The sequence below is a fragment of the Hamadaea sp. NPDC050747 genome, assembly GCF_040654195.1.
Classification (GTDB): domain Bacteria; phylum Actinomycetota; class Actinomycetes; order Mycobacteriales; family Micromonosporaceae; genus Hamadaea.
The window spans coordinates 1-22,020 of the sequence record NZ_JBFAHM010000017.1; the positions used below are offsets into that span (position 1 = coordinate 1).

Below are 22,020 nucleotides of genomic sequence, written 5' to 3' on the forward strand. Positions count from 1 at the left end.
GAAGCGCCCAAGGGAAGCGCCCAAAGGGAAGCGCCCAAAGGGAAGCGCCCAAAGGGAAGCGCCCAAAGGGAAGCGCCCAAAGGGAAGCGCCCAAAGGGAAGCGCCCAAGGGAAGCGCCCTAGGGGGAGCGTCCGAAGGGAAGCGCCCAGGGGTGGTGCCGAGCTCAGGCGGGCAATGGTTTGCGCAGTCCCGGGCTCACCAACGCCACGACGGTGATCGTCAGTACGCAGATCACGCCGGCGGCGACCCGGGCGGCCGCCGGGACGTCCGGCACGAAGAACGCGGGAACCGCCGACAGCGCCGACAGCACCCGGGTGACGACGACGGTGACCGTCGCGACCCGGCTGCCGCGCCAGGCGTACACCGCCGACACGACCGTGATCAGGCCGAGGACGGCACTCGCGATCGCCACCGGCAGCGGCGGGAAGTCGGCGTCGCCGAAGGGCAGGGCGAGGTCGGCCAGGCCGAGCAGCATCGCGAGCACCAGACCCGTACGCAGAGCAGTCATCAGAGGACTCCTTTCAGGCGGTGGGACCCAGGTCCCAGTCGTCGTTCGAAGTACGCAGGACTCCAGCCGCCGCGACGGCGAACCCGAGCGCGGTCAGACCCCATGCGCCGGCGTCGAGGAACGCGTTCGGGACGATCGCGGCGAAGACCAGATGCAGCGGCTGGGACACGATCACGCAGATCCCGGCCCACGCCGGAATCGCGCCGGACCGCCACAAGGCCGTGCCGAGCAGGATCGCGCCGAGGATGTGCCCGGCGACGAAGATCACCCCGGCCACCGCCGCCGCGCCGTGGGAACCGGCCGCGTCCAGGATGCGCAGTGCTGCTGTCCGATCGGCGTCGGCCGCCGCTGTGCGTACCAGAATGTCGTTGTTGACGATGGGAAGCACCAGATAGGCCGGCACGAGCAGAGTGAGCCCGGCGAGCGTCAGCCTGGGTGCTCGGCGGTGCGCGAGCCGACCCGCGGCGAGCGCCGACGGCACGAGCGTGAGCGTCGCGAGCAGACCGAGCCAGACGACCGCGTCCATCCGCCCGAGCGCGGACGCCGTGTGATCGAGCAGGCCGGAGCCCTCGTCGGTGGTGTGATAGGGCAGGATGCCGCGCAGGATCGCGACCGACAACGGCCCGAGCGGCAGCAGGACCGCTGCTGCGACGCGCCGCACGGTACGCGTGTCGGCCCGGGTGGCCGCCGGTGAGCGGGTGAGTGTCGTAGTCATGGCTTCCACGCTGCGACCGCCCGGCCCCCGAGCGCCCGGGGCCGCACGCCGGACGCGGCGGGAAGATGCCCGGTGCGTCTAGGGGCTCGCCCCCAGCCCTGCGGGCCGCTCAGGCCGCACCATGGAACCGTGACCCGAACGCGACCGCTCGCCTGGCTGCTCCTCGCACTGGCCGCCCTGCTGGCGGTCGTCGCCGCGGCCGGTGCCGTAGCCCTGCGCCTGTCCGCGGCCGACATCGTGGACAGCTACCTGCTGACGAACTCGGCGATGGGCGTCGGCTTCGCGACCTGCGGCGCGATCCTGGCGGTGCAGCGCGGCCGCAACCCGATCGGCTGGCTGCTGCTGGCCGCCGGGATCGCGCATCTGCTGACCGCGGCCAGCGGGACGCTCGGCGGCTACGGGCACACTCACGGCTGGCCCGAGCCGCTGCTGCGCATCCTGGCCAGCCTGTTCGTGTCCGGCTGGCCGTGGGGCATCTGCCTGCTGCTGCCGCTGTCGTTGCAGCTGTTCCCAAACGGCCGCCCGGTGTCACCCCGGTGGCGCTGGCTCGTGGTGGTGACGGTCGTCGCCGGCGTCGGCTTCGTGGCCGCCATGTCGCTCGACCCCGCACCGGTCGAGTTCGGACCCGGCCTGGCGATCCGGACCTACCTCGGGGCTCCGTTCTTCGACCGGCTCGGCCCGCTGTGGGCGGCTGCCAACACCGCGCCGCTACTCGGCCTGCTCGGTGCGATCGCCGGGCTGGTCGTGCGCTACCGGCGCGGCGACGAGCGCCTGCGCCGCCAGCTGCTCTGGCTCGTCCTGGCGCTCATCGTCGCGGTCGCGGTCAACCTGCCACGCTGGATCGTCGGCGACGGCCCGATCCTGCTGCTGCTCGCCGTACCGCTCGTGCCGATCGCCATCACCATCGCGATCCTGCGCTACCAGCTGCTCGACATCCGGCTCGTCGTCTCCCGCACGCTGCTCTATCTGCTGCTCACGCTGGGCGTCGTGGTCGCGTACCTGGGCCTGGTGGCGCTGTTCGACGCCCTCCTGCGCGGCGTGGGGGCGCCACTCGCGGCCACCTTGCTCATCGCGATCCTCTTCAATCCAGTGCGGGTACGCCTTCAGCGGGCGGTCGATCACCTCCTCTACGGGTCGCGGTCGGACCCGGTCGCAGCTGTCACCGCGGTCGGGGCCCGGCTGGCCGCCGACGACCTCGGGGGAGTGCTCACCGGTATCCGCGAGACGCTGCGGCTGCCGTTCACGGCGGTGCGCTCCCGATCGGTGGAGGTCGCCGCTGCCGGTACGCCACCCGACCACCTGGAGACCGTCGAACTGTCCTACCGCGGGGAGCGCGTCGGCGACCTCCTCGTCGGCGTACGCGCCGGGGAGCGCACTCTCGGCGAAGCCGACCGGGCGGTGCTGAACCTGCTCGCCGCGCCCCTGGCCGCCGCGTTGTCCGCGACCGCGCTGGCGGAGGAGGTCCAGGCCAGCCGCGAACGCATCGTGACCGCGCGGGAGGAGGAACGCCGCCGTCTGCACCGGGATCTGCACGACGGGCTGGGACCGACGCTCACCGGAGCCGGTTACAAGGCCGACGCGGCGCTCAACCTGTCCACCTCGGACCCCGACCGGACCCGGCTGCTGTTGAGCGAGCTGCGCACCGACATCGGAACCGCGATCGACGACGTCCGGCGGCTCGTGTACGGGCTGCGACCGCCGGCCCTCGACGAGGTCGGCCTGATCGGAGCCCTCCGACGGCACTGCGAGCGACTGCCGCTGGAGGTCACCTTCGACGCCCCGCCGCAGCTCGCCGCACTGCCCGCCGCGGTCGAGGTCGCCGCCTACCGGATCGTCACCGAGGCACTGACCAACGTGACCCGGCACGCCGCCGCGACCAAGGTCACCGTCACCATCACCGTCGGCAGCGCGGTCGAACTGTCCGTCCTCGACGACGGCCGCACCGGCGAGCCCTGGCGGCCCGGTGTCGGCCTCACCTCCATCCGTGAGCGCGCCGCCGAACTCGGTGGGCTGTGCACGGCCGGTCCAGGCCCCGACGGCGGACGCGTCGTGGCAGTGTTGCCCCTGGAGGGAGCCGCATGATCAGGATCGTGGTGGCCGACGACCACCCCGTCGTCCGTGACGGGCTGCGCGCCCTGTTCACCTCGCTGCCCGGCACGGAGCTGGTCGGCGAGGCGACCGACGGCCGGGAGGCGATCCGGGCCGCCGTCGTCCAGCGGCCGGACGTGCTGGTCATGGATCTGCGGATGCCTGACGTCGACGGCATCGCCGCCACGGCCGAGATCCGCCGGGTCGCCCCCGACGTGGCGGTTCTGGTCCTGACGATGTTCGACGACGACGAGTCCGTGTACGCCGCCATGCGGGCCGGAGCCCGCGGCTACCTCGTCAAGGGCGCCGCCCAGGAGCAGATCTCGCAGGCGATCGCGACCGTGGCGGCCGGTGGGGCGATCTTCAGCCCCGGGGTCGCCCGGCGAGTCCTGGACTACTTCACCGGCCCGCCGCCCACCGCCGCCGGGGTGCCGTTCCCCGAGCTGACCGCCCGCGAGCGAAACGTCCTGGACCTCATCGCGGCCGGGCTGCCCAACGCCGCGATCGCGAGCCGGCTGGGACTGGCCCCGAAGACGGTCGGCAACCACATCTCGGCGATCTTCGCCAAACTGCAGGTCGCCACCCGGGCCGAGGCCATCGTCCGGGCCCGGGAGGCCGGGCTCGGCCGGACCACCCCCTGAGCCCACCTGACCCGTGACGCCCACGTGATCCGTGACGCCCACCTGACCCGTGACGCCCACCTGATCAGTTTCGGAGAAGCCGCCGCCGCCCGCCCCTCCCTAGCATTACGGTCGACAGGAGCAAGATTCACAGGGAGGAAGCCGACGATGGCCACTGCGAAGAAGGCGACCAAGGCCGATAAGTCCTACGACGGGTTCAGCGCTGAGGAACGCGCGGCGATGAAGGAACACGCCAAGGAGATGAAGGCGGCCAAGGCCGGGGCCGACGCGGAGGCCGAGGTCCTGGCGAAGATCGCCGAAATGGACGGCTCCGACCGGGAGATGGCCGAGAAGATCCACGCCATCGTCAAGAAGCACGCCCCCGAGCTGACCCCGCAGACCTGGTACGGGCAGCCCGCGTACAAGAAGGACGGCAAGGTGGTCTGCTTCTTCCAGGCTAAGGCGAAGTTCAAGACCCGGTACGCCACCTTCGGCTTCCAGGAGGCCGCCCAGCTCGACGAAGGCGGGATGTGGGCGACCTCCTTCGCGTTGACCAAGCTCGGCGCCGCCGAGGAGAAGCGGATCGCCGAGCTGGTCAAGCAGGCCGCTGGCTAACGTGCTACGCCGTTGGCCGAAGGGAAGTCGTCGCGGCCCACATGCGACGGGCCGGCGAGCTTCTCGTTCGGCAACCGGCGGGCGGTGCTGTACCCGGTGACGACGCCGGACCAGATCCGGAACGGCGTCGACGTGGTGATCGACGTCTTCATCCTCGGATCGATCACCGGGTAGGAGCCGGCCGCGTTACCGGTCCAGATCGCCACGGTGAACTGCTTGGTGAATCCGACGAGCCAGGCGTCCGAGTTGTCGACGGTGAGGACCGGCTTGCCGGACACGTCCAGCTTGGCACCGCCCCAGACCCCGCCCACCGTGGCGATCTCCCGTCCGCCCACCGCCGCACCCCAGTTCCGGTCGGCCGCCGCACGCGTCATCGCGTAGGTGACGTCGTCGGCGACCGCCCGGCGGATGACCTGCTTAGGGGCGAGCTTCGTGCCGACGCCGGGCACTTCCAAGTACTTGCCGGTCGTCGGGTCACGGCGCTCGACCTTCGCCACGAAGTGCGGCTTGTTGTAAATGCCTCCGTTGGCGATCGTCGCGACGCCGGCCGCGTTGTCCAGCACCGTGACGGGATACTGTCCGTAACCGACCTGCCGGTCGAACGGACTCCGGGCGGGAGTGTCCTGCACGCCGCCGCCGGCCAGCCGCTCCACGCCCTCGTCGTTCCACATGCACGTGATCCCCGCCAGATTCGCCGTCTTGACGACGGCGCCGGGACCGATCTGCCGGGCGATCCAGTAGAACGGCACGTTGTACGACTTCACGAAACTCTGCTCGAGCGTGCAGTTGTCCTTGCAGGTGGTGTTGACGGCACCACCGTTGCCGACCTTGAACCCGTCGTCGGTCGTGAAGGGCAGCGCCTTCCACCGCGACTGCAGTGAAGCGCCTGCCTCCAGCGCGGCGGCCAGCGTGTACACCCTCATGGTCCCGCCCGGCGGGTGCCCGCCGATCAAGGAATTGGCCGTGTTGACACCGGCCAGGTCCAGCTCCATGGCGTCGAGGCCGCCGTAGTAGGCGAGCACGGCGCCGCTCGTGTGATCGAGCACCACGCCGGCCGCCTCGAGATCCTGCTGGACCTTGCCGCTCGCGTCGCGGACGACCGTGCGTCCGTAGAGTTCGGAGCCCTTCAGATCCGGCCGCGCCGCCTGCTCCAAGGCCAGCTGGGCTCGCGGATCGATCGTCGTGATGACCCGATAACCCCCGGTCTTGAGGTCCCTCGGCTCGATTCCCTGTGCCTTGAGCTCGGCGTACACGTAGTTGACGACGTTGCCGGTCGCGCGGCCGGCGCCCTCGCCGGGCTTGACCCGCAGGCCCCATTCCGCAGCGGGCGTCACCGTCGCAGCCGCCTGGACCTGGGGGAACTCCAGTGTGGACCGTTCGGCCGCCGGGAGCCAGTCGGGAACCATCGTGTCCAGCACGTACGCCCACCGGTCCCGGGCCTCCGCCGGATGCGCCTCCGGGTCGAACGGGCTCGGCCCGCCACCGGCGTCGTAAGGCTGGTGAAGCACCGACCCGAGCACGGCGGCCTCGGCCACCGTCAGGTCCTTGGCGGATTTGCCGAAGTACGCCTGAGCGGCCGTCTCGACACCGACCGCGCCACGGCCGAACTCGGCGCCGTTCAGGTAGAACCCCATGATGGAGAGCCGGTCGTACTTGTCCTCCAGCTTCCGGGCCAGCACCGCCTCCCGGGCGGAGCTCAGCCGCTCACCGACAGCCTGCCGCACATATAGGTGAGTCAGGTGCGAACCGCGGAACGAGTCGTGGAAGAAGTCTTTGTCCTCGCCCGCGATCAGAGCGTTGCGTACCTTGTCCGGCATGACGCTCATCGGCACGTCGATGCGGTTCACCGTGCCCAGCTGCGCGAGCTGCGTCTGGCCGTCCGCGGCCATGATCGCGGTCGCCTGGGTCGCCGCGACGTTCTCCGGGATCAGCTCCGCCACACTGTCCACGTAGTACGTGACGCCGATCAGCCCGGCGCCGGCTACGACGACCAGCGTCGCGACCGCCGCCGCCAGCACCTTGAACCGCCTGGTCCGTCTGCCAATGACCTTGCCCGGCTGTTCGTTCGGGGTCATATCCCACATCCCGTGTCGTCGTGACGGTACGTGCGCCGAGATGCCAGACGCGCGGACCGGCGTCGATGGTTGCCGGTCCGCGCGTTGTTTCTGCCGACGCCGGTCTGACCCGGCGGCTCTACCTCGTTAGCGAAATCAGCCCTGCTGCTGTGCCGCCCACTCCGCCACGCGCCGGGCGCTCTCCTCCGGGGAGAGATCCTCGACCCGCGTCATGATCGTCCAGCGGACGCCGAACGGGTCGCGGATCGAGGCGTACCGGTCGCCCGAGACGAACGTCATGAGCGGCTCGCGTACCGTCGCGCCCGCGGCCTCGGCCCGCGCGACGAGCGCGTCGGCGTCGGCGCAGTAGAGCCCCATCGAGTAGCAGTCGTCGTCGCCCTCCGGGGCGGCGATCAGGTGGTACGCCGGGCTGGGCTCGCCCAGTTGCAGATGGCCCTGGCCGAAATCGAGATCGGCGTGCGCGACGGCCTCGCCGAACTTCGTGACGTCGACGACCTTCGCCCCGAAGACGTCCTCGTAGAACTTGATCGCCGCGGCGGCGTTCGGAATCGTGAGGAACGGCGTGAGGCTGGTGTGGCCGTTGGGAATGCCGTTGGTGGTGTGCTTTCCGTTCATGTGTTCGACGCTAAGCCTCGGCGTTGGCGCCCGGCTTGGAGATTCGTGCCAGCCTTGCCGACCGGCGCTGCGCCCGGTCGCCGACGCGCCGATCTCCTTCAGTAGGCTCGTCGGGTGAGTGGCAAGGACCGCGGCATCCTCTACCCGGCGCGCCTGCCGGAGTTCCGGCGGATGCCCGCGCCGGAGCCGGTTGCCGACCTGGTCCGCTGGTTCTGGATTCCCGAATGGGACATCGCGCCCGGCCGGTCGTCGCGGCAGCACCTAGTGTCGTTCCCGGCGAGCAATCTGGTGGTTGAGCCGGGTGAAGTCGTGTTCTCCGGGCCGACGACGCGGGTGTCCCACCGGGACCTGACCGGCCGCGGCTGGGCGGTCGGCGCGCTGCTGCGCCCGGCGGCGATGCCCACGTTCACGGAGACGCCTAGCGACCTGCGCGACACCGTACGCCCCTTCGACGCCCCCGACCTGCGGGAAGCCGTCGCCGACGCGATGACCGTCGCCGATCGCGACGAGCGGCACGCCGCCGCGGTCGAGGCGTTCGCCACCTGGCTGGACAAGCACGCGCTCCCCGTCACCGAGCAGGGCCGGCAGGCCAACGAGCTGGCGGAGCTGCTCGATGGCGACGCCGAGGTGCGTACGCTCGACGACGCCGCGACGCGCATGCACGTCGCTCCGCGTACGCTGCACCGCCTGGCGACTCGGTATGTCGGCCTGAGCCCGGCCGAGATGATCCGCCGCCGTCGCCTGCAGGAGGCCGCCGAACGGGTCCGGACCGAACCGGGTGTGAACCTGGCCGAGATCGCCACCGAACTCGGCTACGCCGACCACGGGCACCTGACCCGCGAGTTCCGGGAGCGGCTGGGGTTCACCCCGAGCGGCTACCGCGCCGAGACCGGCGCGGCCTGATCCCAGCGCCGGCCGTCAAACGACCAGCCGGTGGTGGTAGTTCCAGTCCGGGCCGCCGTAGCCGTGCGGCGTCTCGTTGTCCGGGCGTCCCTCGGGGCCGAAGTCGTGGTCGGCCACCGACACGTGGTTGTGCTCCGACGCGAAGTCCGGTTCCAGCGCGAGATCCAGCAGATCCTCGGCGTCCGGCCGATCGGGTTCGCCGAGCCGACGGTCGATCATGATCAGCACCCCCCGTTCATTCTCCCTCGCCGGGTGGCGTCGCGCAGGGGGAAGCGCCCGATCGCGGGCTCGACCCGGCCGTGCCATGATCGACCTCATGACGGACAAGACGACAGTCGCAGTGCTGGGCACCGGGATCATGGGCGCGGCGATGGCCCGCAATCTCGTACGCGCCGGGCACGCCGTCCGAGCCTGGAACCGGAGCCGGGACAAGGCCGAGCCGCTGGCGGCCGACGGCGTACTGGTCGCCGAGTCGCCCGCCGAAGCGGTGCAGGACGCCCACGTCGTGCTCACCATGCTGTTCGACGACTCCGCCGTGCTGGCGGTGATGCGCCAAGCAGCTCCGGCGCTGCGGCCCGGGACTGTGTGGGTCCAGTCGACCACCGTGGCCGTCGACGCCGTCGCCGAGCTGGCCGAGTTCGCGACCGAGCACGGGCTCGTGTTCTACGACGCCCCGGTGCTCGGTACGCGTCAGCCCGCCGAAGCCGGCAAGCTGCTGGTCCTCGCGGCCGGACCGGCCGGCGCCCGGGACGTCGTCACACCGGTGTTCGACGCCGTCGGCGTGCGGACGATGTGGACCGGCGAGGACGGCGCGACCGGCGCGTCGACCCGGTTGAAACTCGTCGTGAACAGCTGGGTCCTGGCCGCCACCAACGCCGTCGGCGAGGTGCTGGCCCTGGCCGGGGCGCTGGGCGTCGACCCCGACGGCTTCTTCGAGGCGATCGGCGGCGGTCCGCTCGACATGGGGTACGCCCACGTGAAGGCCGACCTCATCCGCAACGACCAGCTGACTCCCGCCTCGTTCGCGGTCGCCACGGCTGCGAAGGACGCCGGGCTCATCGTGCTGGCCGCCGAGCAGAACGGCGTACGCCTTGACGTGGCGGCCGCGAGCGCCGAGCGCCTGCGGCGGGCCGCCGACGCCGGGCATGCCGACGACGACATGGCGGCGGCGTACTTCGCCAGCTTCTCCTGAGGCTGAGTGGGGCTGACAACTGCTGGCGTGGCGAGAACCTTTAGCGCTCTTTGGAGAGCTATAATGGTCGCGTGAACTTGAAGGAATGGGCTGCGTCCACCGGTATCGCGTACATCACCGCTCGGCGGCAGTACGCGGCTGGGACGCTGCCTGTTCCGACGTACCGGATCGGCCGTTTGATCATGGTCGGCGAGCCGGTCACCGGGGCACCGACCAGAGACGCGCAGACCGTGGTGTACGCCCGGGTGCCGTCCGCTGATCAGAAGTCTGACCTGGACCGGCAGGTTGCTCGGGTGACCGTGTGGGCCACTAGCCAGAGGCTCGGCGTGGACCGAGTGGTGACCGAGGTCGGCTCGGCGGTGAACGGGCACAGTAAGAAGTTTCTCGCGCTCCTGCGTGACCCGGCTGTGTCGACGATCGTGGTCGAGCACCGCGACCGGTTCGCCCGCTTCGGTGCCGAGTACGTCGAGGCGGCCCTGGCCGCGCAGGGTCGGCGGCTGCTCATAGTCGACCCAACCGAGGTAGAAGACGACCTCGTGCAGGATGTGACCGAGATCCTGACCTCGCTGTGCGCCCGGCTGTACGGCCGGCGCGCTGGGGCGAACCGCGCCCGCCGTGCGATCGAGGTGGTCACCGGCGAATGCGAAACGGCATGAAGACGATCCAGGCCTACCGGTTCGCCCTCGACCTCACCCCCGGCCAGCAGCGCGATGTCCTCGCGCACGCTGGGGCCGCCCGGGTCGCCCACAACTGGGCGCTGGCCCGGGTCAAGGCGGTCATGGATCAGCGGGCGGCCGAGCGTTCCTACGACGTGCCGGACGAGCAGTTGACGCCGCCGCTGTCGTGGTCGTTGCCCGCGCTGCGCAAGGTATGGAACGCCGCGAAACCCGACGTGGCGCCGTGGTGGGCGCAGGTGTCGAAGGAAGCGTTCAACACCGGCCTGGACGCCCTCGCCCGCGGCCTGAAAAACTGGGCTGACTCCCGCAAGGGTGCGCGGGCTGGTCGGCCGGTTGGCTTCCCGCGGTTCACATCCCGCCGCCGCACCGCCCCCAGCGTGCGGTTCACGACCGGCGCGATCCGGGTTGAGCCGGACCGCATGCACGTCGTGTTACCGCGACTGGGCCGTCTGAAGCTGCACGAGTCGGCCCGCAAGCTCGGCCGCCGCCTTGAGGCGGGCACCGCGCGGATCATGTCGGCGACCGTGCGGCGCAACGGCGGGCGCTGGCATGTCGCGTTCACCGTCGAGGTCGAACGCGCCGAACGACGACCGATTCGGCAGGACTCGGTGATCGGTGTCGACGTCGGCATCAAGCACCTGGCAGTCGTCTCGACCGGTGAAATGGTCGACAACCCACGCCACCTGCTGGCCGCCCAGCAGCGTATGCGGGTTCTCGGCCGGGCGGTGTCGCGTAAGACCGGCCCGGACCGCCGAACCGGCCGGTGCCCGTCGAAACGGTGGGAACGCGCGGTGGCCCGGCTCGCACGGGCGCACGCCCGCGTGAGTAATCTGCGGCGCGACGCCCTGCACAAGCTCACCACCCGGCTGGCCCGTGAACACGGCACCATCGTGGTCGAAGACCTCAACGTCACCGGCATGCTCACCAACCGCCGGCTGGCCCGGCACATCTGCGACGCAGGGTTCGCCGAAATCCGAAGGCAACTCGCCTACAAGACCGCTTGGAACGGCGGACGGCTCCTGGTGGCCGACCGCTGGTTCCCGTCCAGCAAGACCTGCTCGGGATGTGGCGCGGCGAAAGCCAAGCTCGCCCTGTCCGAGCGCAAGTACCACTGCCAGGCGTGCGGCCTGATCGCTGATCGGGACCACAACGCCGCGCTCAACCTCGCCGCGCTTGCGGCTGAGTTCGACACTGCCGGGAGTGGCCCGGTGGCTGGACGTGGAGCCGACCAGAAGACCCGCGTACGCGGGCAGGTGGCTGTGAAGCGTCAACCCGGCACGACGTCAGTCGGTCAGACCGGGACCGTCCCGCCGCAAGGCAGGACTACCGATCGTGTGCTCACCAAAGCGCACTGAGAGGTAACGGCTGCGCTGCCCGGATGGGCGCTGGATCACGGTTTCCGGTCGAATCTTCCCCCAAGATTCGACCCAGATCCCTGATCCAGCCCGTCGAGGGCGGCGGCGAACCGGGCTGCGACCGCGGCCACCGCCGCCCGCAGTTCCGGCCCGCCGACGACGTGGAACGCGAACGGCACGGCGGCCAGCCACTCCTGCGCATACATCGCGGGGTTGTTCGTCGTGCCGACCACTCGGCAGCCGTCGCCCCACGGTTCCAGCCGTCCCATCGTCGGCCGGATCCAGGGCGCGACCTCGGCGAGGGGTGCGTCGAACACCACTTCGGTCACCATCGGCCAGCCCGAGCCGAGGTTCTCCTCCAACGCCCGCACCGGATCCAGCCCGTCGGGTGGATCGAACTCGTGGCCGGTCGGCTCGACCGCCCGGATGCGATCCACGCGATAGGTGCGTACGGCGTCGGCGCGCAGCGAATGGCACAGTAGGTACCAGCGTCCATATCGGACGACGACCGCCCACGGGTCGACGTCGCCCTGCCATGCGCCGCTCTCGCCCCGGGGACTGTGGTATGTCAGCCGAACCCGTCGCCGTTCCGCGACGGCGGCGATCAGGGCGCTGGTGGTGGCCGGGTCCGGGCGGGAGGCGTGCCGGTCGGGGGTGGCCGCGATGTTCTCCCGGAGCGCCGCCGCCTCGCGGCCGATCCTCTCCGGCAGCGCCCGGATGACCTTGACGAGGGCCGATCCGACGGTGTTCTCGGCGTCGGTCGCGGCGGGCTGGCCGTCGAGCACCGCCATGACCAACGCCAGCGCTTCCTCTTGCGAGAAGACGATCGGCGGGAGGCGTACGCCGCGGCCGAGCCGGTAGCCGCCGTGCGGACCACGCACCGACTCCACCGGTACGCCCGCCTCCCGCAGGATCTCGACGTAGCGGCGGGCGGCCCGCTCGGTCACCCCGAGGCGCTCGCCCAGCTCGTCGGCGGTGACGCCGGGCCGGCTCTGCAGGATCTCCAGCGCGCGCAGCGCGCGGGCGGTCGGACTCGGATCGGACGGCACCCGGCCAGCCTAAACCGGCCGAAACATGAACCGGAAGTAGAACGTCCGGAATAGGGTTTACGGTGACCGGGTAAGCCACCCAGTTGTCTGGCAGAAAGCGACTTCGACATGGACATCCTGCTCATCGGCGGCCTCTGGCTCACTGGTTCGGCTTGGGACGAGGTGGTGCCCGCACTGCAGGCGCTCGGCCACAAGCCGGTCGCCGTCACCCTGCCCGGCCAGGGCGCCGAACCCGTCGACGCCACGCTCGACGACCAGCTCGCGACGGTGGTCGCCGCCGTCGACGGGGCTGCCGGGAATCCGCTGGTGGTGGGTCACTCGGCCGCGTCCACGCTGGCCTGGCTCGCCGCCGACGCCCGTCCCGAGCGCGTCGCCAAGGTGGCCCTGATCGGAGGCTTCCCGTCCGCCGACGGCGAGCAGCACGCGGCCTTCTTCGAGGTCGCCGACGGGGTCATGCGGTTCCCCGGCTGGGGGCCGTTCGAGGGCGCGGACTCGGCCGACCTCGACGAGGCGACCCGGGACCGGCTCGCCGCCGGCGCCGTCCCGGTGCCCGAAGGCGTCGCCCACGCCGTCGTACGCCTCACCGACGAGCGTCGCTACGACGTCCCCGTGACCGTCGTGTGCCCCGAGTTCAGCCCAGCCCAGGCCCGCGAGTGGGTCGACGGCGGCGACGTCCCCGAACTGGCCAAGGCCAAGCACGTCGAGTACGTCGACATCGACTCCGGGCACTGGCCGATGTTCAGCAAGCCCGTCGACCTCGCCCTCGTCCTGGCCCGCATCGCGGAGTAGACCGCCACCGCGGAGTGGACCCCCACCCGCGTGAGTGGACCCCCACCCGCGTAAGTAGACCGCCACCCGGGGAGTGGGCCGCCCTCGCGAGAGCGGACCGCCCTCGCGGGAGGCAGGCCACGCGTGGCCGCTTCACAGCTGGGCGGGTAGCCCGAACCACGGCAGCGTACGGTCGTCGAACCGGGTCAGCGAGCGGATCCGGTCGCCGCTGAGCGTCACCGCCATCAGGCCGAAGGCGGTGTGCGTACCGTCGGGTGACGGCTTGTAGATCCCGAACGCCGGCGAGCCGTTGGCCCGGGTCGCCACCAGCGTGTAGCGGCGTCCCGAGCTGAAGACGGTCTCGCAGAAGCGCGTGGCGGCGGCGATGCCGAGGTACTCGAACGGCACTGGCGGCATCGCGATGAACACGTCGTCGGTGAGCAGCGCGACCAGCGCCTCGACGTCGGCCGACTCGTACGCGCTGACGAACTTCGCGACGATCGCGTCCTCGGCGGCCGAGGCGACGGGCGGGGCGGGAACACGGTCGGCGACCTCCGGGAGCCGAGCGTGCAGCCCCGCCCGCGCCCGCCGCAGCGCGCTGGTCACCGACTCGACCGTCGAGTCGAGCATGTCGGCGACCTCGGCGGCGTGGAAGCCGAGCACGTCCCGCAGCACGAGGACCGCCAGCTGGCGGGGCGGCAGGATCTGCAGCGCGGTGACGAACGCCAGCGAGATCGACTCGGTCTGCTCATACCGCGCCTCCGGCCCGACCGGTACGCCCGACGCCCCGGCCAGCAGCGCGTCCGGATACGGCTCCAGCCACGGCACCTCGCCGAGCCGGGTCGGCTCCGGTGGTTCCAGGCCCGGCCACCCCCACTCTTTGGCCGGTCGGCGACGGGCCGAGCGCAGCGTGTTGAGGCACCGGTTCGTCGCGATCCGGTAGAGCCAGGTCCGGATCGACGACCGCTCCCCGAACCCGGCCAGCCCCTGCCAGGCCGCCAGCATCGTGTCCTGCAGCGCGTCCTCGGCGTCCTGGACCGAGCCCAGCATCCGGTAGCAGTGCACGTGCAGTTCCCGCCGATGCGGCTCGGTCAGCGCCCGGAACGCGTCGCCGTCGCCGGCCCGCGCCCGGGAGATCAGATCCGTCGTCCCCACTGTCCAGTCCTTCCGCTGTGCTACTCCCATCCTGACGACACCCCTAACGGCTCGCACGCAGGGTCTCCGGCGGAGTGGCCGCCGCCGGGGCGGTGACCTGGGCAGCCGGAACCATCCGGCGGCCGGGCGTACCGACACCGGCGAGGATCGCTCCCACAGCGAGCACGGCGCAGCCGACCATCGCCGGGGCGAACCCGCCGACGAACACGCGGGCCGAGGCGTACCCGCCGGACGCGGCGAACACGGCGACGACAGCCGCGACTCCGAAGGCCCCGCCGAGCTGCCGCAACGCGCTGTACGCCCCGGACGCCTTCCCGAGGTCCGGGGGAGTGACCGCCCCCAGCACCGCGCTCTGCGTGGCCGGGATCGCCGCCGCGACGCCGATGCCGGACAGGATCAGCGGCGCGACCATCCGCCAGTACGCGACGTCGGGCGCGGCCAGGACGGCGATCCACACCATGGACGCCCCGTGCAGCACCATGCCGCCGACGATGAACGGGCGCTCGCCGTACTTGTGGATCAGGGAGCCGACCGCCCGCGGCACGAGGACCGTCATCGCACCCCACGGCATCAGCCGCAGCCCGGCCTCGAACGGCCCCGCCGACTGCCCGACCTGGAAGAACTGGGCCATGAAGAAGACCGAGCCGAAGGTCGACGCCCACAGGAAGAAGATCGCCGCGTTGCCCGCCGTGAAGGCGCGTATGCCGAACAGCCGCAGCGGCAGCATCGGCTGCTCGGTCCGGCCCTCCACCAGAAGGAACGTCACCGTCAGAACGACTCCGGCGCCTAACGCCAGCAACGTCTCCGGGGCCGTCCAGCCGGCCGTGTTGGCCCGGACGAGTCCCCAGACCAGGCCCAGCGCGGCCCCGGCCGACAGCAGCAGACCCGGCAGATCCAGGCGTACCCGCGGGCCACGGCTCGGCGCGACCCGGGTCAGCACCAGCGGGACCAGGACGGCGACCAGCGGCACGTTGAGCCAGAAGATCCACCGCCACGACGTGCCGTCGGCGATCGCGCCGCCGAGCAGCGGCCCGGCCGGAACGGACACGCCGACGACCGCCGAGAACATGCCCAGCGCCCGCGCCCGGGTCGACGCCGACACGACACCGCCCAGCAGCGTCAACGCCAGCGGCATGACCGCCGCCGCCCCGGCGCCCTGCACCGCCCGCCCGGCGATGAGCCAGCCCGCGTCCGGCGCGAGCGCACAACCCGCCGAAGCCAGCGCGAAGACGCCCAGCCCGGCGACGAACACCCGCCGCCGCCCGAACCGGTCACCGAGGGCCGCCGCTGTCAGCAACAGCACGGCGAAACTCAGCGTGTACGCGTTCACCGTCCACTCGAGCTCCTCGGCGGACGCGCCCAAATCGAGGCGAAGAGTGGTCAGCGCGGTCGCCACGACAGTCGTGTCGAGCCCGACGAGCAGGGCGGCGATCGCCGTAAGCCCGAGCACCCAGCGCTGCGAAGCAGTCAGTCTTTCGTGAGTCATGGCAGTGCTGACACCGCCGCGCCGCCGAACTGGGCGGTCCCGCCGGAATGAGACGGCCGTCACGGTCGCGCTCTCATTTTGCGGGCTCGAACTAGGGTACGCGTGTGCGAACGGTCAAGGTCGACACCCCCAGCGGCCAGACATGGGGCGTACGCGTGGTGTGGCAGCCACGGTGGAGCGCACTGGTGCGGCGATTCGGGGCGTGGCGCCGCAAACGCAAGGGCGAGAAGGGTTCCGGCATCGACGACTTCAGCGGCTGCGGGGACCTCGGCGGCTGCGGTGGCGACGAGCTGGGCGCGATCGTGCTCGGCATCGTGCTGTTCATCGTCGGCGTGCTGCTGTTCTGGTTCATCCTGCTGCCGTTGCTGCTGCTCATCGTCGACATCCTCGTCGTCGTCCTGCTCCTGCTGATCGCGATCCCGGCCCGGGTGCTGTTCCGGCGGCCGTGGACGGTCGAGGCGGCGTACGACGACGGGCAGACCGAGCAGATCTTCTCCACCGACGTGGTCGGCTGGCGGCGGGCGCTGGAGACCCGCGACGACATCGCCGCGAAGCTTCGCCAGGGCTACCCGGCGCCGATCGTGGGCACGCTGCGGACTCGCCTCAGCGGCCCGCCGGCCCAATCATGACCCGGCGGCTGGGCAGCGCGATGCTGCCGTTCGCACTCGTGTTCTTCAGCGTCGGCGTCTCGACCGCGCTGGTCTACCCGTTCCTGGCGTTGTTCCTGGACTCGGCGGTGCACGCCAGCCCGATCCAGATCACCGTCTTCCTCGTCGTCGGGCCGCTGGCCAGCGTCATCGTGGCCAGCGGCCTGGGCCGGTTGTCCGACCGGCGGGCGATCCGGCGCGCGCTGATGCTGCTCGCCGCGCTCGGCGGCTTCGTCAGCGCCGGGCTGACCGCCGTCGTACACGACTACTGGCTGCTGCTCGCCGTCAACGTGACCGGCTGGGCGCTGGCCGGGGCGCTGTTCCCGCAGACCCTCGCGTACGCCCGCCAGGTGCTCGACAGGGATCGGCCCGACCGCGCCGCGCTGGGCATGAGCGCACTGCGGACAGTCTTCTCCGTCGCCTGGGTGATCGGGCCGTCGCTGGCGGCGTTCGTCATGAAAGCGGGCGGCTTCACCTGGCTCTACGCCCTGTCGGCGGCCATGTACGCCGTCGCCGGGCTGCTGGTGCTGGCCCGGTTCGACAAGGACGAAGCCCGGCCGCCCGTCGAGTACGAGGCGGCCGACGGCTCAGCGGTGGAGCAGCCGGACCCGACCGGGCCGCTGGAAGTGTCCTGGTGGACGCTGATGGCGACGGCCGCCGGATTCACCCTGCTGCAGGCCCCGCTGACGCTGATCTCCCAGGTACTGCCGATCTACATCGGACGGTATCTGGACGGCGACGTCAGCGACACCGGCGTGATCCTCGGCGTGTGCGCCTTCCTGGAGATCCCGTTCATGCTGACGCTCGGCGCGATCACCACCCGGATCAGCGTACGCACGGTGGTCCTCGCGGGCAGCTGCTGCGGAGTCGCGTACTTCGCCGTCGCGTCGGCCGCCACCGCCGTGTGGCAACTCGTGGCAGCACAGATCCTCAACGCGCTGTTCATCTCGGCCGTGGCCGGCGTCGGCATCTCCTACATGCAGAACATGCTGCCGCGCCACCCCGGACGGGCCACCGCGCTGTTCACGAATTCGTTCCCGATCGGGGCCATGCTCGCCGGTCCGCTGTTCGGCCTGGCCCAGCACTTCGGCTACCGCACCGCCTGGCCGATCGCCACGGCGGTGTGCGCCGTCGGCCTGGTGCTGCTGTGGACGACCCGCCCCACGCGTACCGCCCGGCCGCTCGCCACCCAGCCGGGCTGAGCCCGTAGCGTTGCGGCATGTCACCGCAGGTTCCCGCCGACGCCGCGATCGTCGCCGTGATCGGCGTCGGCGGCACCATCGCCATGGTCCCGACCAGCGACGGCGGTGTCAGCCCGCAGCTCACCGCCGCCGACCTCGTCCGGGCCGTTCCCGGGCTGGCTGAGCACGGCGACCGCCTGCACGTGGTCGACTTCGGGCGAATGCCGGGCGCGTGGCTGAGCTTCGCCGACCTCGACGACCTGCGGACCGCCGTGGACCAGGCGATAGCCGGGGGCGCCGCCGGGATCGTGGTCACCACCGGCACCGACAGCATCGAGGAGATGGCCTACTACCTCGATCTGCGCCATACCCGGCCCGAGCCGCTCGTGGTCACCGGCGCCATGCGGAATCCGGCCACCGCCGGGGCCGACGGCCCGGCCAACCTGCTGGCCGCCGTCGCCACCGCCGCCGATCCGGCCGCGCGGGACCGTGGCGTGCTCGTCGTGCTCAACGACGAGATCCATCTCGCCGCGCGGGTCCAGAAAAACCACACCACCTCGCCGTCCGCGTTCACGTCACCCAACGCGGGACCGGCGGGTCGTCTGGTGGAGGGTACGCCACGGTGGCTGACCGGTCCGGTTGCCCGGCGTTCGGTGCCGGCGGCGTACCCGGGTGCGACGGCGCGCGCAGTCAGAGTCCTGCTGCACACGATCACCCTCGACGACGATCCGGTATTCCTGGCCGACGCCGAATCCAGGATGGACGGGCTGGTCGTCGCGGGCATGGGAGTCGGGCACGTCCCGGCCGTCCTCGTGGAACCGCTGACGAAGGCGGCGGCGGCCATCCCGGTCGTGCTCGCCTCCCGGATCGGCCGTGGGCCGGTGCTGACCTCGTCCTACGGATTCCCGGGCTCGGAACGCGACCTGCTCGGCCGGGGGCTGATCCCGGCCGGGTTCCTGGACCCGCTCAAAGCCCGGGTGTTGCTGCGTACGCTGCTGGCCGCAGGCGCGACCGGCGAACAGATCCGGCGGTCGTTCGCCGAGGACGTCAGCTAGCCCGATCCAGCCGGGCGCGGACCTCGGCCGCGTCGACGTGCGCGCCGAACATCTCGGTCCCGGGCTGCAGGCGTACGCCGGCCGCCAGCGGACCGGCGATCACCGGGTCGAAGCCGAGCGAGTCGACGAGGTGCGCCACGGTCGCGAGGTCGGCCGGATCGTCGCCGGCGATCGCGATGGCGGTGCGCTTGGGGTCTCCGGGCGGCAGCGCTCCCTCTTCGAGGTCGTGATAGCCCATGTGGTTGAACGCTTTCACCACCCGTGACCCGGCCAGGTGCGCCTGCACCAGTTCGCTCGACGACGTCTGCGGATCGGTCAGATCCTCGCGTACGCCGTCGATCTCCCACCAGTAGTTCATGGCGTCGACGACGAGCTTGCCGCGCAACGCCTCGACCGGTACGCGCCGGTATTTGCCCAGCGGCAGGGCCAGGATCACGAGGTCCGCCTGAGCCGCCGCGTCCTCGGCCGTCGTCGCGATCGCACCGGGCGTCAGCACCTCGATCGTGAGGGCGATCTTCGCTGGGTCGCCCGAACCGGCGACCAGCACGCGGTAGCCCGCGGCGAGGGCGAGCCGGGCCAGCACGGTGCCCAGCTTGCCCGCCCCCAGGATGCCGATCGTCTTCACCTGTTCGTCCGGTCGCATGTCAGCCGGCCAGCAGGTCGCGGACCATCGGGATCACCTTGGTGCCGTACAGCTCGACGGCGCGCAGGCGGGCGCTGACCGGCTGCGCGCCGGCCGTGTAGATCAGGTCGAACCGGCCGACGCCGAGGTCCTGGATCGAGCGGGCCATCTTGCGGGCGACCGTCTCCGGCGAGCCGATGTAGAGCGAACCGTTCTCGATCTCGCTCTCGAATTCGGCCTGGGTGATCGGCGGCCAGCCGCGCAGGCGGCCGAGGCGGTTGCGCATCACCCGGTAGTGCGGCCAGAAGATCTGCTTGGCCTCGGCGTCGGTGTCGGCGAGGAAGCCGGGGGAGTGCATGCCCACCGGGTACGCCGTCGTGCCGAGCTGCTCGGCCGCGCGCCGGTAGAGGTCCACGTACGGCGCGAACCGCTTGGCCTGCCCGCCGATGATGGCCAGCATGAGGGGGAGTCCGTATTGCGCGGTCCGGACGACGGACTGCGGTGAGCCGCCGACGCCGACCCAGGTGTCGAGGCGGCCCGATTCGGTCTTCGGGAACACGTCGGCGTCGTCGAGCGGCGCGCGTACGGTGCCGTTCCAGGTCACCGGCTGTTCGTCGAGCAGCTTGACGAACAGCTCGATCTTCTCCTCGAAGAGCACGTCGTAGTCGGCCAGGTCGTAGCCGAACAGCGGGAAGGACTCGGTGAACGAGCCGCGGCCGAGGATGACCTGGGCGCGCCCGTTCGACAGCGCGTCGACGGTCGCGAACCGCTGGTAGACCCGGACGGGGTCGTCGGAGCTGAGCACGGTGACGCCGGAGGCGAGCTTGATCCGCTCCGTACGCGTGGCGATGCCGGCCAGCACCGTCTCGGGGGTGGAGATCGAGTACTCGGGGCGGTGGTGCTCGCCCAGTGCGATCACGTCGACGCCGATCTGGTCGGCGAGCACGGCCTCGGCGACGACCTGCCGGATGGCGGCGGCCTGCGAGGTGGGCTTGCCGGCGTCGTCCTGCGGCACGTCGCCGAAGGTGTCGAGGCCGAAGACCAGCTCAGACATGCGTACAGCTCCTTTGTCGCGGTGGCGCGCCCAGTATGGCACGTCTTGTTGAACCGTCAACAAACGCCGTCGGTGGAATGTTCCGCCAGCTGCTCGGGTCGTGTCCCCGCCTTCTCGATTCTGAACCCGGTGATGCCGTAGAGCACGCTCAGCGCCGGGCTGGCGTAGTTGAAGATCGCGTACGGCAGGTAGGACAGCACCGGCACACCCAGGACGGCACCCATGAACGCGCCGCAGGAGTTCCACGGCACCAGCGGTGAGGTGACCGTCGCACTGTCGGCTGCCAACCGCGACAGGTTGGTCGGCGCCAGCCCTCGCTTCTCGAACTCCAGCCGGAACACCCGCGACGGCAGGACCAGCGCGATGTACTGATCCCCGGCGACCACGTTGAGCCCGAAGCCGCACGCGAACACCGCCACGAACAGCCGGCCGGTGCTGCGCGCCGAGCGGATCAGCGGATCGATCAGGCGGTTGATCAGCCCGAACTCCTCCAGCACCGCGCCGAAGGTGACCGCCCCGATGATCAGCCACAAGGTCGGCAGCATGCTGTCCATGCCGCCGCGCGACAGCAGCCGGTCGATCTCCCCGATGCCCGAGTCGATCTCGAAGCCGTTGGCCATCGCCGACCAGATCCCCTTGATCGACCCAACGACGGCGCCTTCGCCACCGCCGACGAAGTCCCGCATGACCTGCGGCTGCAGGAACGCACCGAGGACTCCGGCGAACAGCGCCGACACCATGAGGGCCAGGGTTGCCGGAACCTTGCGGATCGACAGGGCCGCCAGCAGCACCAGAGGCAGCAGATTCCACGGGGTGATGTGGTAGATGTCGCCCAAGCCGGCCAGCTCGACGTCCTTGCCGACCGGGTTGTGCACGTTCGGCGCGCGTACCAGGCTCAGCACGAGAAAGACCGCCGTGGCCAGGACGAAAGCGGGGACGGAGGTCCACGCCTGGCGTTTGATGTGCTCGTGGACGTCCACCTTGACCATCTGGGCGGTCAGGATGGTGGTCTCCGACAGCGGCGAGAGCTTGTCACCCAGGTACGCCCCGGAGATCACCGCGCCGGCGGTGATCGCGGGGGAGACCCCGAGCATCGCGGCGACCCCGATGAGCCCGGCGCCGATCGTGCCCGCCGTCGTCCACGAACTGCCGATGCTCATCGCGACCGCGCCGCAGATGATCGCGGTCGCCGCGTAGTACCACGACGGTGACAGCACCTGAATGCCGTAGTAGACCAACGTGGGAATCGTTCCCGACAGGTTCCAGATGCCGATCAGCGCCCCGACCGCGAGCAGGATCAGCACCGCGCTGGTGATCGAGGTGAACGCGCTCTGCGCGGCCCGTTCGACGTCGGCCCAGGTGTGACCGTTCTTCATGCCGATCAGCCCGGCGACGAGCACGCAGACGATGAGCGCGGCCTGGATCGGGCCGTCCAGCGCGTCGAGCCCGAACAGCGCCAGCGCCGCGGCGATCAGACCGGCCAGGACGACGAGCGGGATGATCGCGTCCAGGAGCGACGGCTCCCGCGGTTGTTTCGGCATCAAGACCCCTGGTCGAGACTCTACGGAGGGATCCGAGCGGTTCGGGGGGTTTCGCGAGCCTTTCCCGAGTACGCCGAGCTTTGGCGGTTTCGTGGTTGC

Annotated in this window: 22 protein-coding genes; 11 read left to right on the forward strand and 11 right to left on the reverse strand. The window is 71.0% G+C overall.

Annotation, left to right across the window (positions count from 1 at the left end):
• Positions 1-163: 163 nt before the first annotated feature.
• A complete protein-coding gene (locus tag AB0H43_RS33475; RefSeq protein WP_360006051.1) occupies positions 164-508 on the reverse strand; it encodes a hypothetical protein in 345 nt (114 codons plus the stop codon).
• A gap of 13 nt (positions 509-521) precedes the next feature.
• On the reverse strand, positions 522-1,223 hold the full coding sequence (locus tag AB0H43_RS33480; protein WP_360006053.1) for a hypothetical protein: 702 nt from the start codon (positions 1,221-1,223) through the stop codon (positions 522-524).
• 129 nt (positions 1,224-1,352) lie between these two features.
• Between AB0H43_RS33480 and AB0H43_RS33485 the strand changes: the two genes are divergently transcribed.
• The 3 genes from AB0H43_RS33485 (at position 1,353) to AB0H43_RS33495 (ending at position 4,546) form a co-directional block, all read left to right on the forward strand.
• Positions 1,353-3,305, forward strand: coding sequence for a histidine kinase (locus AB0H43_RS33485; protein WP_360006055.1), 1,953 nt, complete (start codon positions 1,353-1,355; stop codon positions 3,303-3,305).
• Positions 3,302-3,952 (forward strand): response regulator transcription factor, encoded by a 651-nt coding sequence (locus AB0H43_RS33490; RefSeq protein ID WP_360006057.1) that lies wholly within the window; start codon positions 3,302-3,304, stop codon positions 3,950-3,952. The genes AB0H43_RS33485 and AB0H43_RS33490 overlap by 4 nt, the downstream gene beginning before the upstream one ends.
• 147 nt (positions 3,953-4,099) lie before the next feature.
• Entirely contained in the window at positions 4,100-4,546 is a 447-nt protein-coding gene (locus AB0H43_RS33495; protein ID WP_360006059.1) for a DUF1801 domain-containing protein, read from the forward strand.
• Here the strand turns inward: AB0H43_RS33495 and AB0H43_RS33500 are convergent.
• Together AB0H43_RS33500 and AB0H43_RS33505 are read right to left on the reverse strand one after the other, a co-directional pair.
• Positions 4,543-6,621: a transglycosylase domain-containing protein gene (locus AB0H43_RS33500; protein ID WP_360006061.1), complete on the reverse strand. Its 2,079-nt coding sequence runs from the start codon at positions 6,619-6,621 to the stop codon at positions 4,543-4,545. The genes AB0H43_RS33495 and AB0H43_RS33500 overlap by 4 nt on opposite strands.
• Before the next feature lie 135 nt (positions 6,622-6,756).
• On the reverse strand, positions 6,757-7,236 hold the full coding sequence (locus AB0H43_RS33505; RefSeq protein WP_360006063.1) for a VOC family protein: 480 nt from the start codon (positions 7,234-7,236) through the stop codon (positions 6,757-6,759).
• Between the two features lie 171 nt (positions 7,237-7,407).
• On the opposite strand from AB0H43_RS33505, the gene AB0H43_RS33510 reads away from it, so the two are divergent.
• On the forward strand, positions 7,408-8,139 hold the full coding sequence (locus tag AB0H43_RS33510; protein WP_360006442.1) for a helix-turn-helix transcriptional regulator: 732 nt from the start codon (positions 7,408-7,410) through the stop codon (positions 8,137-8,139).
• A 15-nt stretch (positions 8,140-8,154) separates the two neighbouring features.
• On the opposite strand, the gene AB0H43_RS33515 is transcribed toward AB0H43_RS33510, so the two are convergent.
• Entirely contained in the window at positions 8,155-8,358 is a 204-nt protein-coding gene (locus tag AB0H43_RS33515; RefSeq protein ID WP_360006065.1) for a hypothetical protein, read from the reverse strand.
• Positions 8,359-8,455: 97 nt separating this feature from the next.
• Between AB0H43_RS33515 and AB0H43_RS33520 the strand changes: the two genes are divergently transcribed.
• From AB0H43_RS33520 to tnpB, 3 genes are all read left to right on the forward strand, one after another.
• Entirely contained in the window at positions 8,456-9,331 is an 876-nt protein-coding gene (locus AB0H43_RS33520; protein WP_360006067.1) for an NAD(P)-dependent oxidoreductase, read from the forward strand.
• Between the two features lie 71 nt (positions 9,332-9,402).
• Positions 9,403-9,987 (forward strand): IS607 family transposase, encoded by a 585-nt coding sequence (locus tag AB0H43_RS33525; RefSeq protein ID WP_360006069.1) that lies wholly within the window; start codon positions 9,403-9,405, stop codon positions 9,985-9,987.
• Positions 9,972-11,363 (forward strand): IS607 family element RNA-guided endonuclease TnpB, encoded by a 1,392-nt coding sequence (gene tnpB / locus AB0H43_RS33530; RefSeq protein ID WP_360006070.1) that lies wholly within the window; start codon positions 9,972-9,974, stop codon positions 11,361-11,363. The genes AB0H43_RS33525 and tnpB overlap by 16 nt, the downstream gene beginning before the upstream one ends.
• A gap of 35 nt (positions 11,364-11,398) precedes the next feature.
• On the opposite strand, the gene AB0H43_RS33535 is transcribed toward tnpB, so the two are convergent.
• Positions 11,399-12,412 carry a WYL domain-containing protein gene (locus AB0H43_RS33535; protein WP_360006072.1) on the reverse strand — a complete coding sequence of 338 codons (1,014 nt, stop codon included), beginning with the start codon at positions 12,410-12,412 and terminating at the stop codon, positions 11,399-11,401.
• A gap of 108 nt (positions 12,413-12,520) precedes the next feature.
• Here AB0H43_RS33535 and AB0H43_RS33540 point away from each other — a divergent pair, with 108 nt between their 5' ends.
• On the forward strand, positions 12,521-13,201 hold the full coding sequence (locus AB0H43_RS33540) for an alpha/beta fold hydrolase (protein ID WP_360006074.1): 681 nt from the start codon (positions 12,521-12,523) through the stop codon (positions 13,199-13,201).
• A 132-nt stretch (positions 13,202-13,333) separates the two neighbouring features.
• On the opposite strand, the gene AB0H43_RS33545 is transcribed toward AB0H43_RS33540, so the two are convergent.
• Together AB0H43_RS33545 and AB0H43_RS33550 are read right to left on the reverse strand one after the other, a co-directional pair.
• Complete coding sequence (locus tag AB0H43_RS33545; protein WP_360006076.1) at positions 13,334-14,335, reverse strand: sigma-70 family RNA polymerase sigma factor; 1,002 nt, start codon at positions 14,333-14,335, stop codon at positions 13,334-13,336.
• A 43-nt stretch (positions 14,336-14,378) separates the two neighbouring features.
• Positions 14,379-15,821, reverse strand: a complete 1,443-nt coding sequence (locus AB0H43_RS33550) for an MFS transporter (RefSeq protein ID WP_360006078.1) — start codon at positions 15,819-15,821, stop codon at positions 14,379-14,381.
• A gap of 104 nt (positions 15,822-15,925) precedes the next feature.
• Here AB0H43_RS33550 and AB0H43_RS33555 point away from each other — a divergent pair, with 104 nt between their 5' ends.
• The 3 genes from AB0H43_RS33555 to AB0H43_RS33565 are packed head-to-tail and all read left to right on the forward strand — an operon-like array spanning position 15,926 to position 18,704.
• Positions 15,926-16,450 (forward strand): hypothetical protein, encoded by a 525-nt coding sequence (locus AB0H43_RS33555; protein ID WP_360006080.1) that lies wholly within the window; start codon positions 15,926-15,928, stop codon positions 16,448-16,450.
• On the forward strand, positions 16,447-17,670 hold the full coding sequence (locus AB0H43_RS33560) for a sugar efflux transporter (protein ID WP_360006082.1): 1,224 nt from the start codon (positions 16,447-16,449) through the stop codon (positions 17,668-17,670). Before AB0H43_RS33555 ends, AB0H43_RS33560 begins: the two co-directional genes overlap by 4 nt.
• Before the next feature lie 17 nt (positions 17,671-17,687).
• The gene (locus tag AB0H43_RS33565) at positions 17,688-18,704 is read left to right on the forward strand and encodes an asparaginase (protein ID WP_360006083.1); all 1,017 of its coding nucleotides are present in this window, start codon (positions 17,688-17,690) and stop codon (positions 18,702-18,704) included.
• On the opposite strand, the gene AB0H43_RS33570 is transcribed toward AB0H43_RS33565, so the two are convergent.
• The 3 genes from AB0H43_RS33570 to nhaC are packed head-to-tail and all read right to left on the reverse strand — an operon-like array spanning position 18,697 to position 21,921.
• Positions 18,697-19,347, reverse strand: coding sequence for an NADPH-dependent F420 reductase (locus AB0H43_RS33570; protein ID WP_360006085.1), 651 nt, complete (start codon positions 19,345-19,347; stop codon positions 18,697-18,699). The genes AB0H43_RS33565 and AB0H43_RS33570 overlap by 8 nt on opposite strands.
• A gap of 1 nt (position 19,348) precedes the next feature.
• Positions 19,349-20,380: an LLM class flavin-dependent oxidoreductase gene (locus AB0H43_RS33575; protein WP_360006087.1), complete on the reverse strand. Its 1,032-nt coding sequence runs from the start codon at positions 20,378-20,380 to the stop codon at positions 19,349-19,351.
• 56 nt (positions 20,381-20,436) lie between these two features.
• The gene (gene nhaC, locus AB0H43_RS33580) at positions 20,437-21,921 is read right to left on the reverse strand and encodes a Na+/H+ antiporter NhaC (RefSeq protein ID WP_360006089.1); all 1,485 of its coding nucleotides are present in this window, start codon (positions 21,919-21,921) and stop codon (positions 20,437-20,439) included.
• Positions 21,922-22,020 lie beyond the last annotated feature (99 nt).

What these genes read in the sequence shown, in the direction of transcription:
- nhaC (WP_360006089.1), bottom strand. Translation starts at nt 21,921, where the DNA reads ATGCCGAAACAACCGCGGGAGCCGTCGCTCCTGGACGCGATCATCCCG.
- AB0H43_RS33490 (WP_360006057.1), top strand. Translation starts at nt 3,302, where the DNA reads ATGATCAGGATCGTGGTGGCCGACGACCACCCCGTCGTCCGTGACGGG.
- AB0H43_RS33475 (WP_360006051.1), bottom strand. Translation starts at nt 508, where the DNA reads ATGACTGCTCTGCGTACGGGTCTGGTGCTCGCGATGCTGCTCGGCCTG.
- AB0H43_RS33570 (WP_360006085.1), bottom strand. Translation starts at nt 19,347, where the DNA reads ATGCGACCGGACGAACAGGTGAAGACGATCGGCATCCTGGGGGCGGGC.
- AB0H43_RS33515 (WP_360006065.1), bottom strand. Translation starts at nt 8,358, where the DNA reads ATGATCGACCGTCGGCTCGGCGAACCCGATCGGCCGGACGCCGAGGAT.
- AB0H43_RS33520 (WP_360006067.1), top strand. Translation starts at nt 8,456, where the DNA reads ATGACGGACAAGACGACAGTCGCAGTGCTGGGCACCGGGATCATGGGC.
- AB0H43_RS33480 (WP_360006053.1), bottom strand. Translation starts at nt 1,223, where the DNA reads ATGACTACGACACTCACCCGCTCACCGGCGGCCACCCGGGCCGACACG.
- AB0H43_RS33500 (WP_360006061.1), bottom strand. Translation starts at nt 6,621, where the DNA reads ATGACCCCGAACGAACAGCCGGGCAAGGTCATTGGCAGACGGACCAGG.
- tnpB (WP_360006070.1), top strand. Translation starts at nt 9,972, where the DNA reads ATGCGAAACGGCATGAAGACGATCCAGGCCTACCGGTTCGCCCTCGAC.
- AB0H43_RS33505 (WP_360006063.1), bottom strand. Translation starts at nt 7,236, where the DNA reads ATGAACGGAAAGCACACCACCAACGGCATTCCCAACGGCCACACCAGC.
- AB0H43_RS33565 (WP_360006083.1), top strand. Translation starts at nt 17,688, where the DNA reads ATGTCACCGCAGGTTCCCGCCGACGCCGCGATCGTCGCCGTGATCGGC.
- AB0H43_RS33550 (WP_360006078.1), bottom strand. Translation starts at nt 15,821, where the DNA reads ATGACTCACGAAAGACTGACTGCTTCGCAGCGCTGGGTGCTCGGGCTT.
- AB0H43_RS33510 (WP_360006442.1), top strand. Translation starts at nt 7,408, where the DNA reads ATGCCCGCGCCGGAGCCGGTTGCCGACCTGGTCCGCTGGTTCTGGATT.
- AB0H43_RS33575 (WP_360006087.1), bottom strand. Translation starts at nt 20,380, where the DNA reads ATGTCTGAGCTGGTCTTCGGCCTCGACACCTTCGGCGACGTGCCGCAG.
- AB0H43_RS33560 (WP_360006082.1), top strand. Translation starts at nt 16,447, where the DNA reads ATGACCCGGCGGCTGGGCAGCGCGATGCTGCCGTTCGCACTCGTGTTC.
- AB0H43_RS33540 (WP_360006074.1), top strand. Translation starts at nt 12,521, where the DNA reads ATGGACATCCTGCTCATCGGCGGCCTCTGGCTCACTGGTTCGGCTTGG.
- AB0H43_RS33495 (WP_360006059.1), top strand. Translation starts at nt 4,100, where the DNA reads ATGGCCACTGCGAAGAAGGCGACCAAGGCCGATAAGTCCTACGACGGG.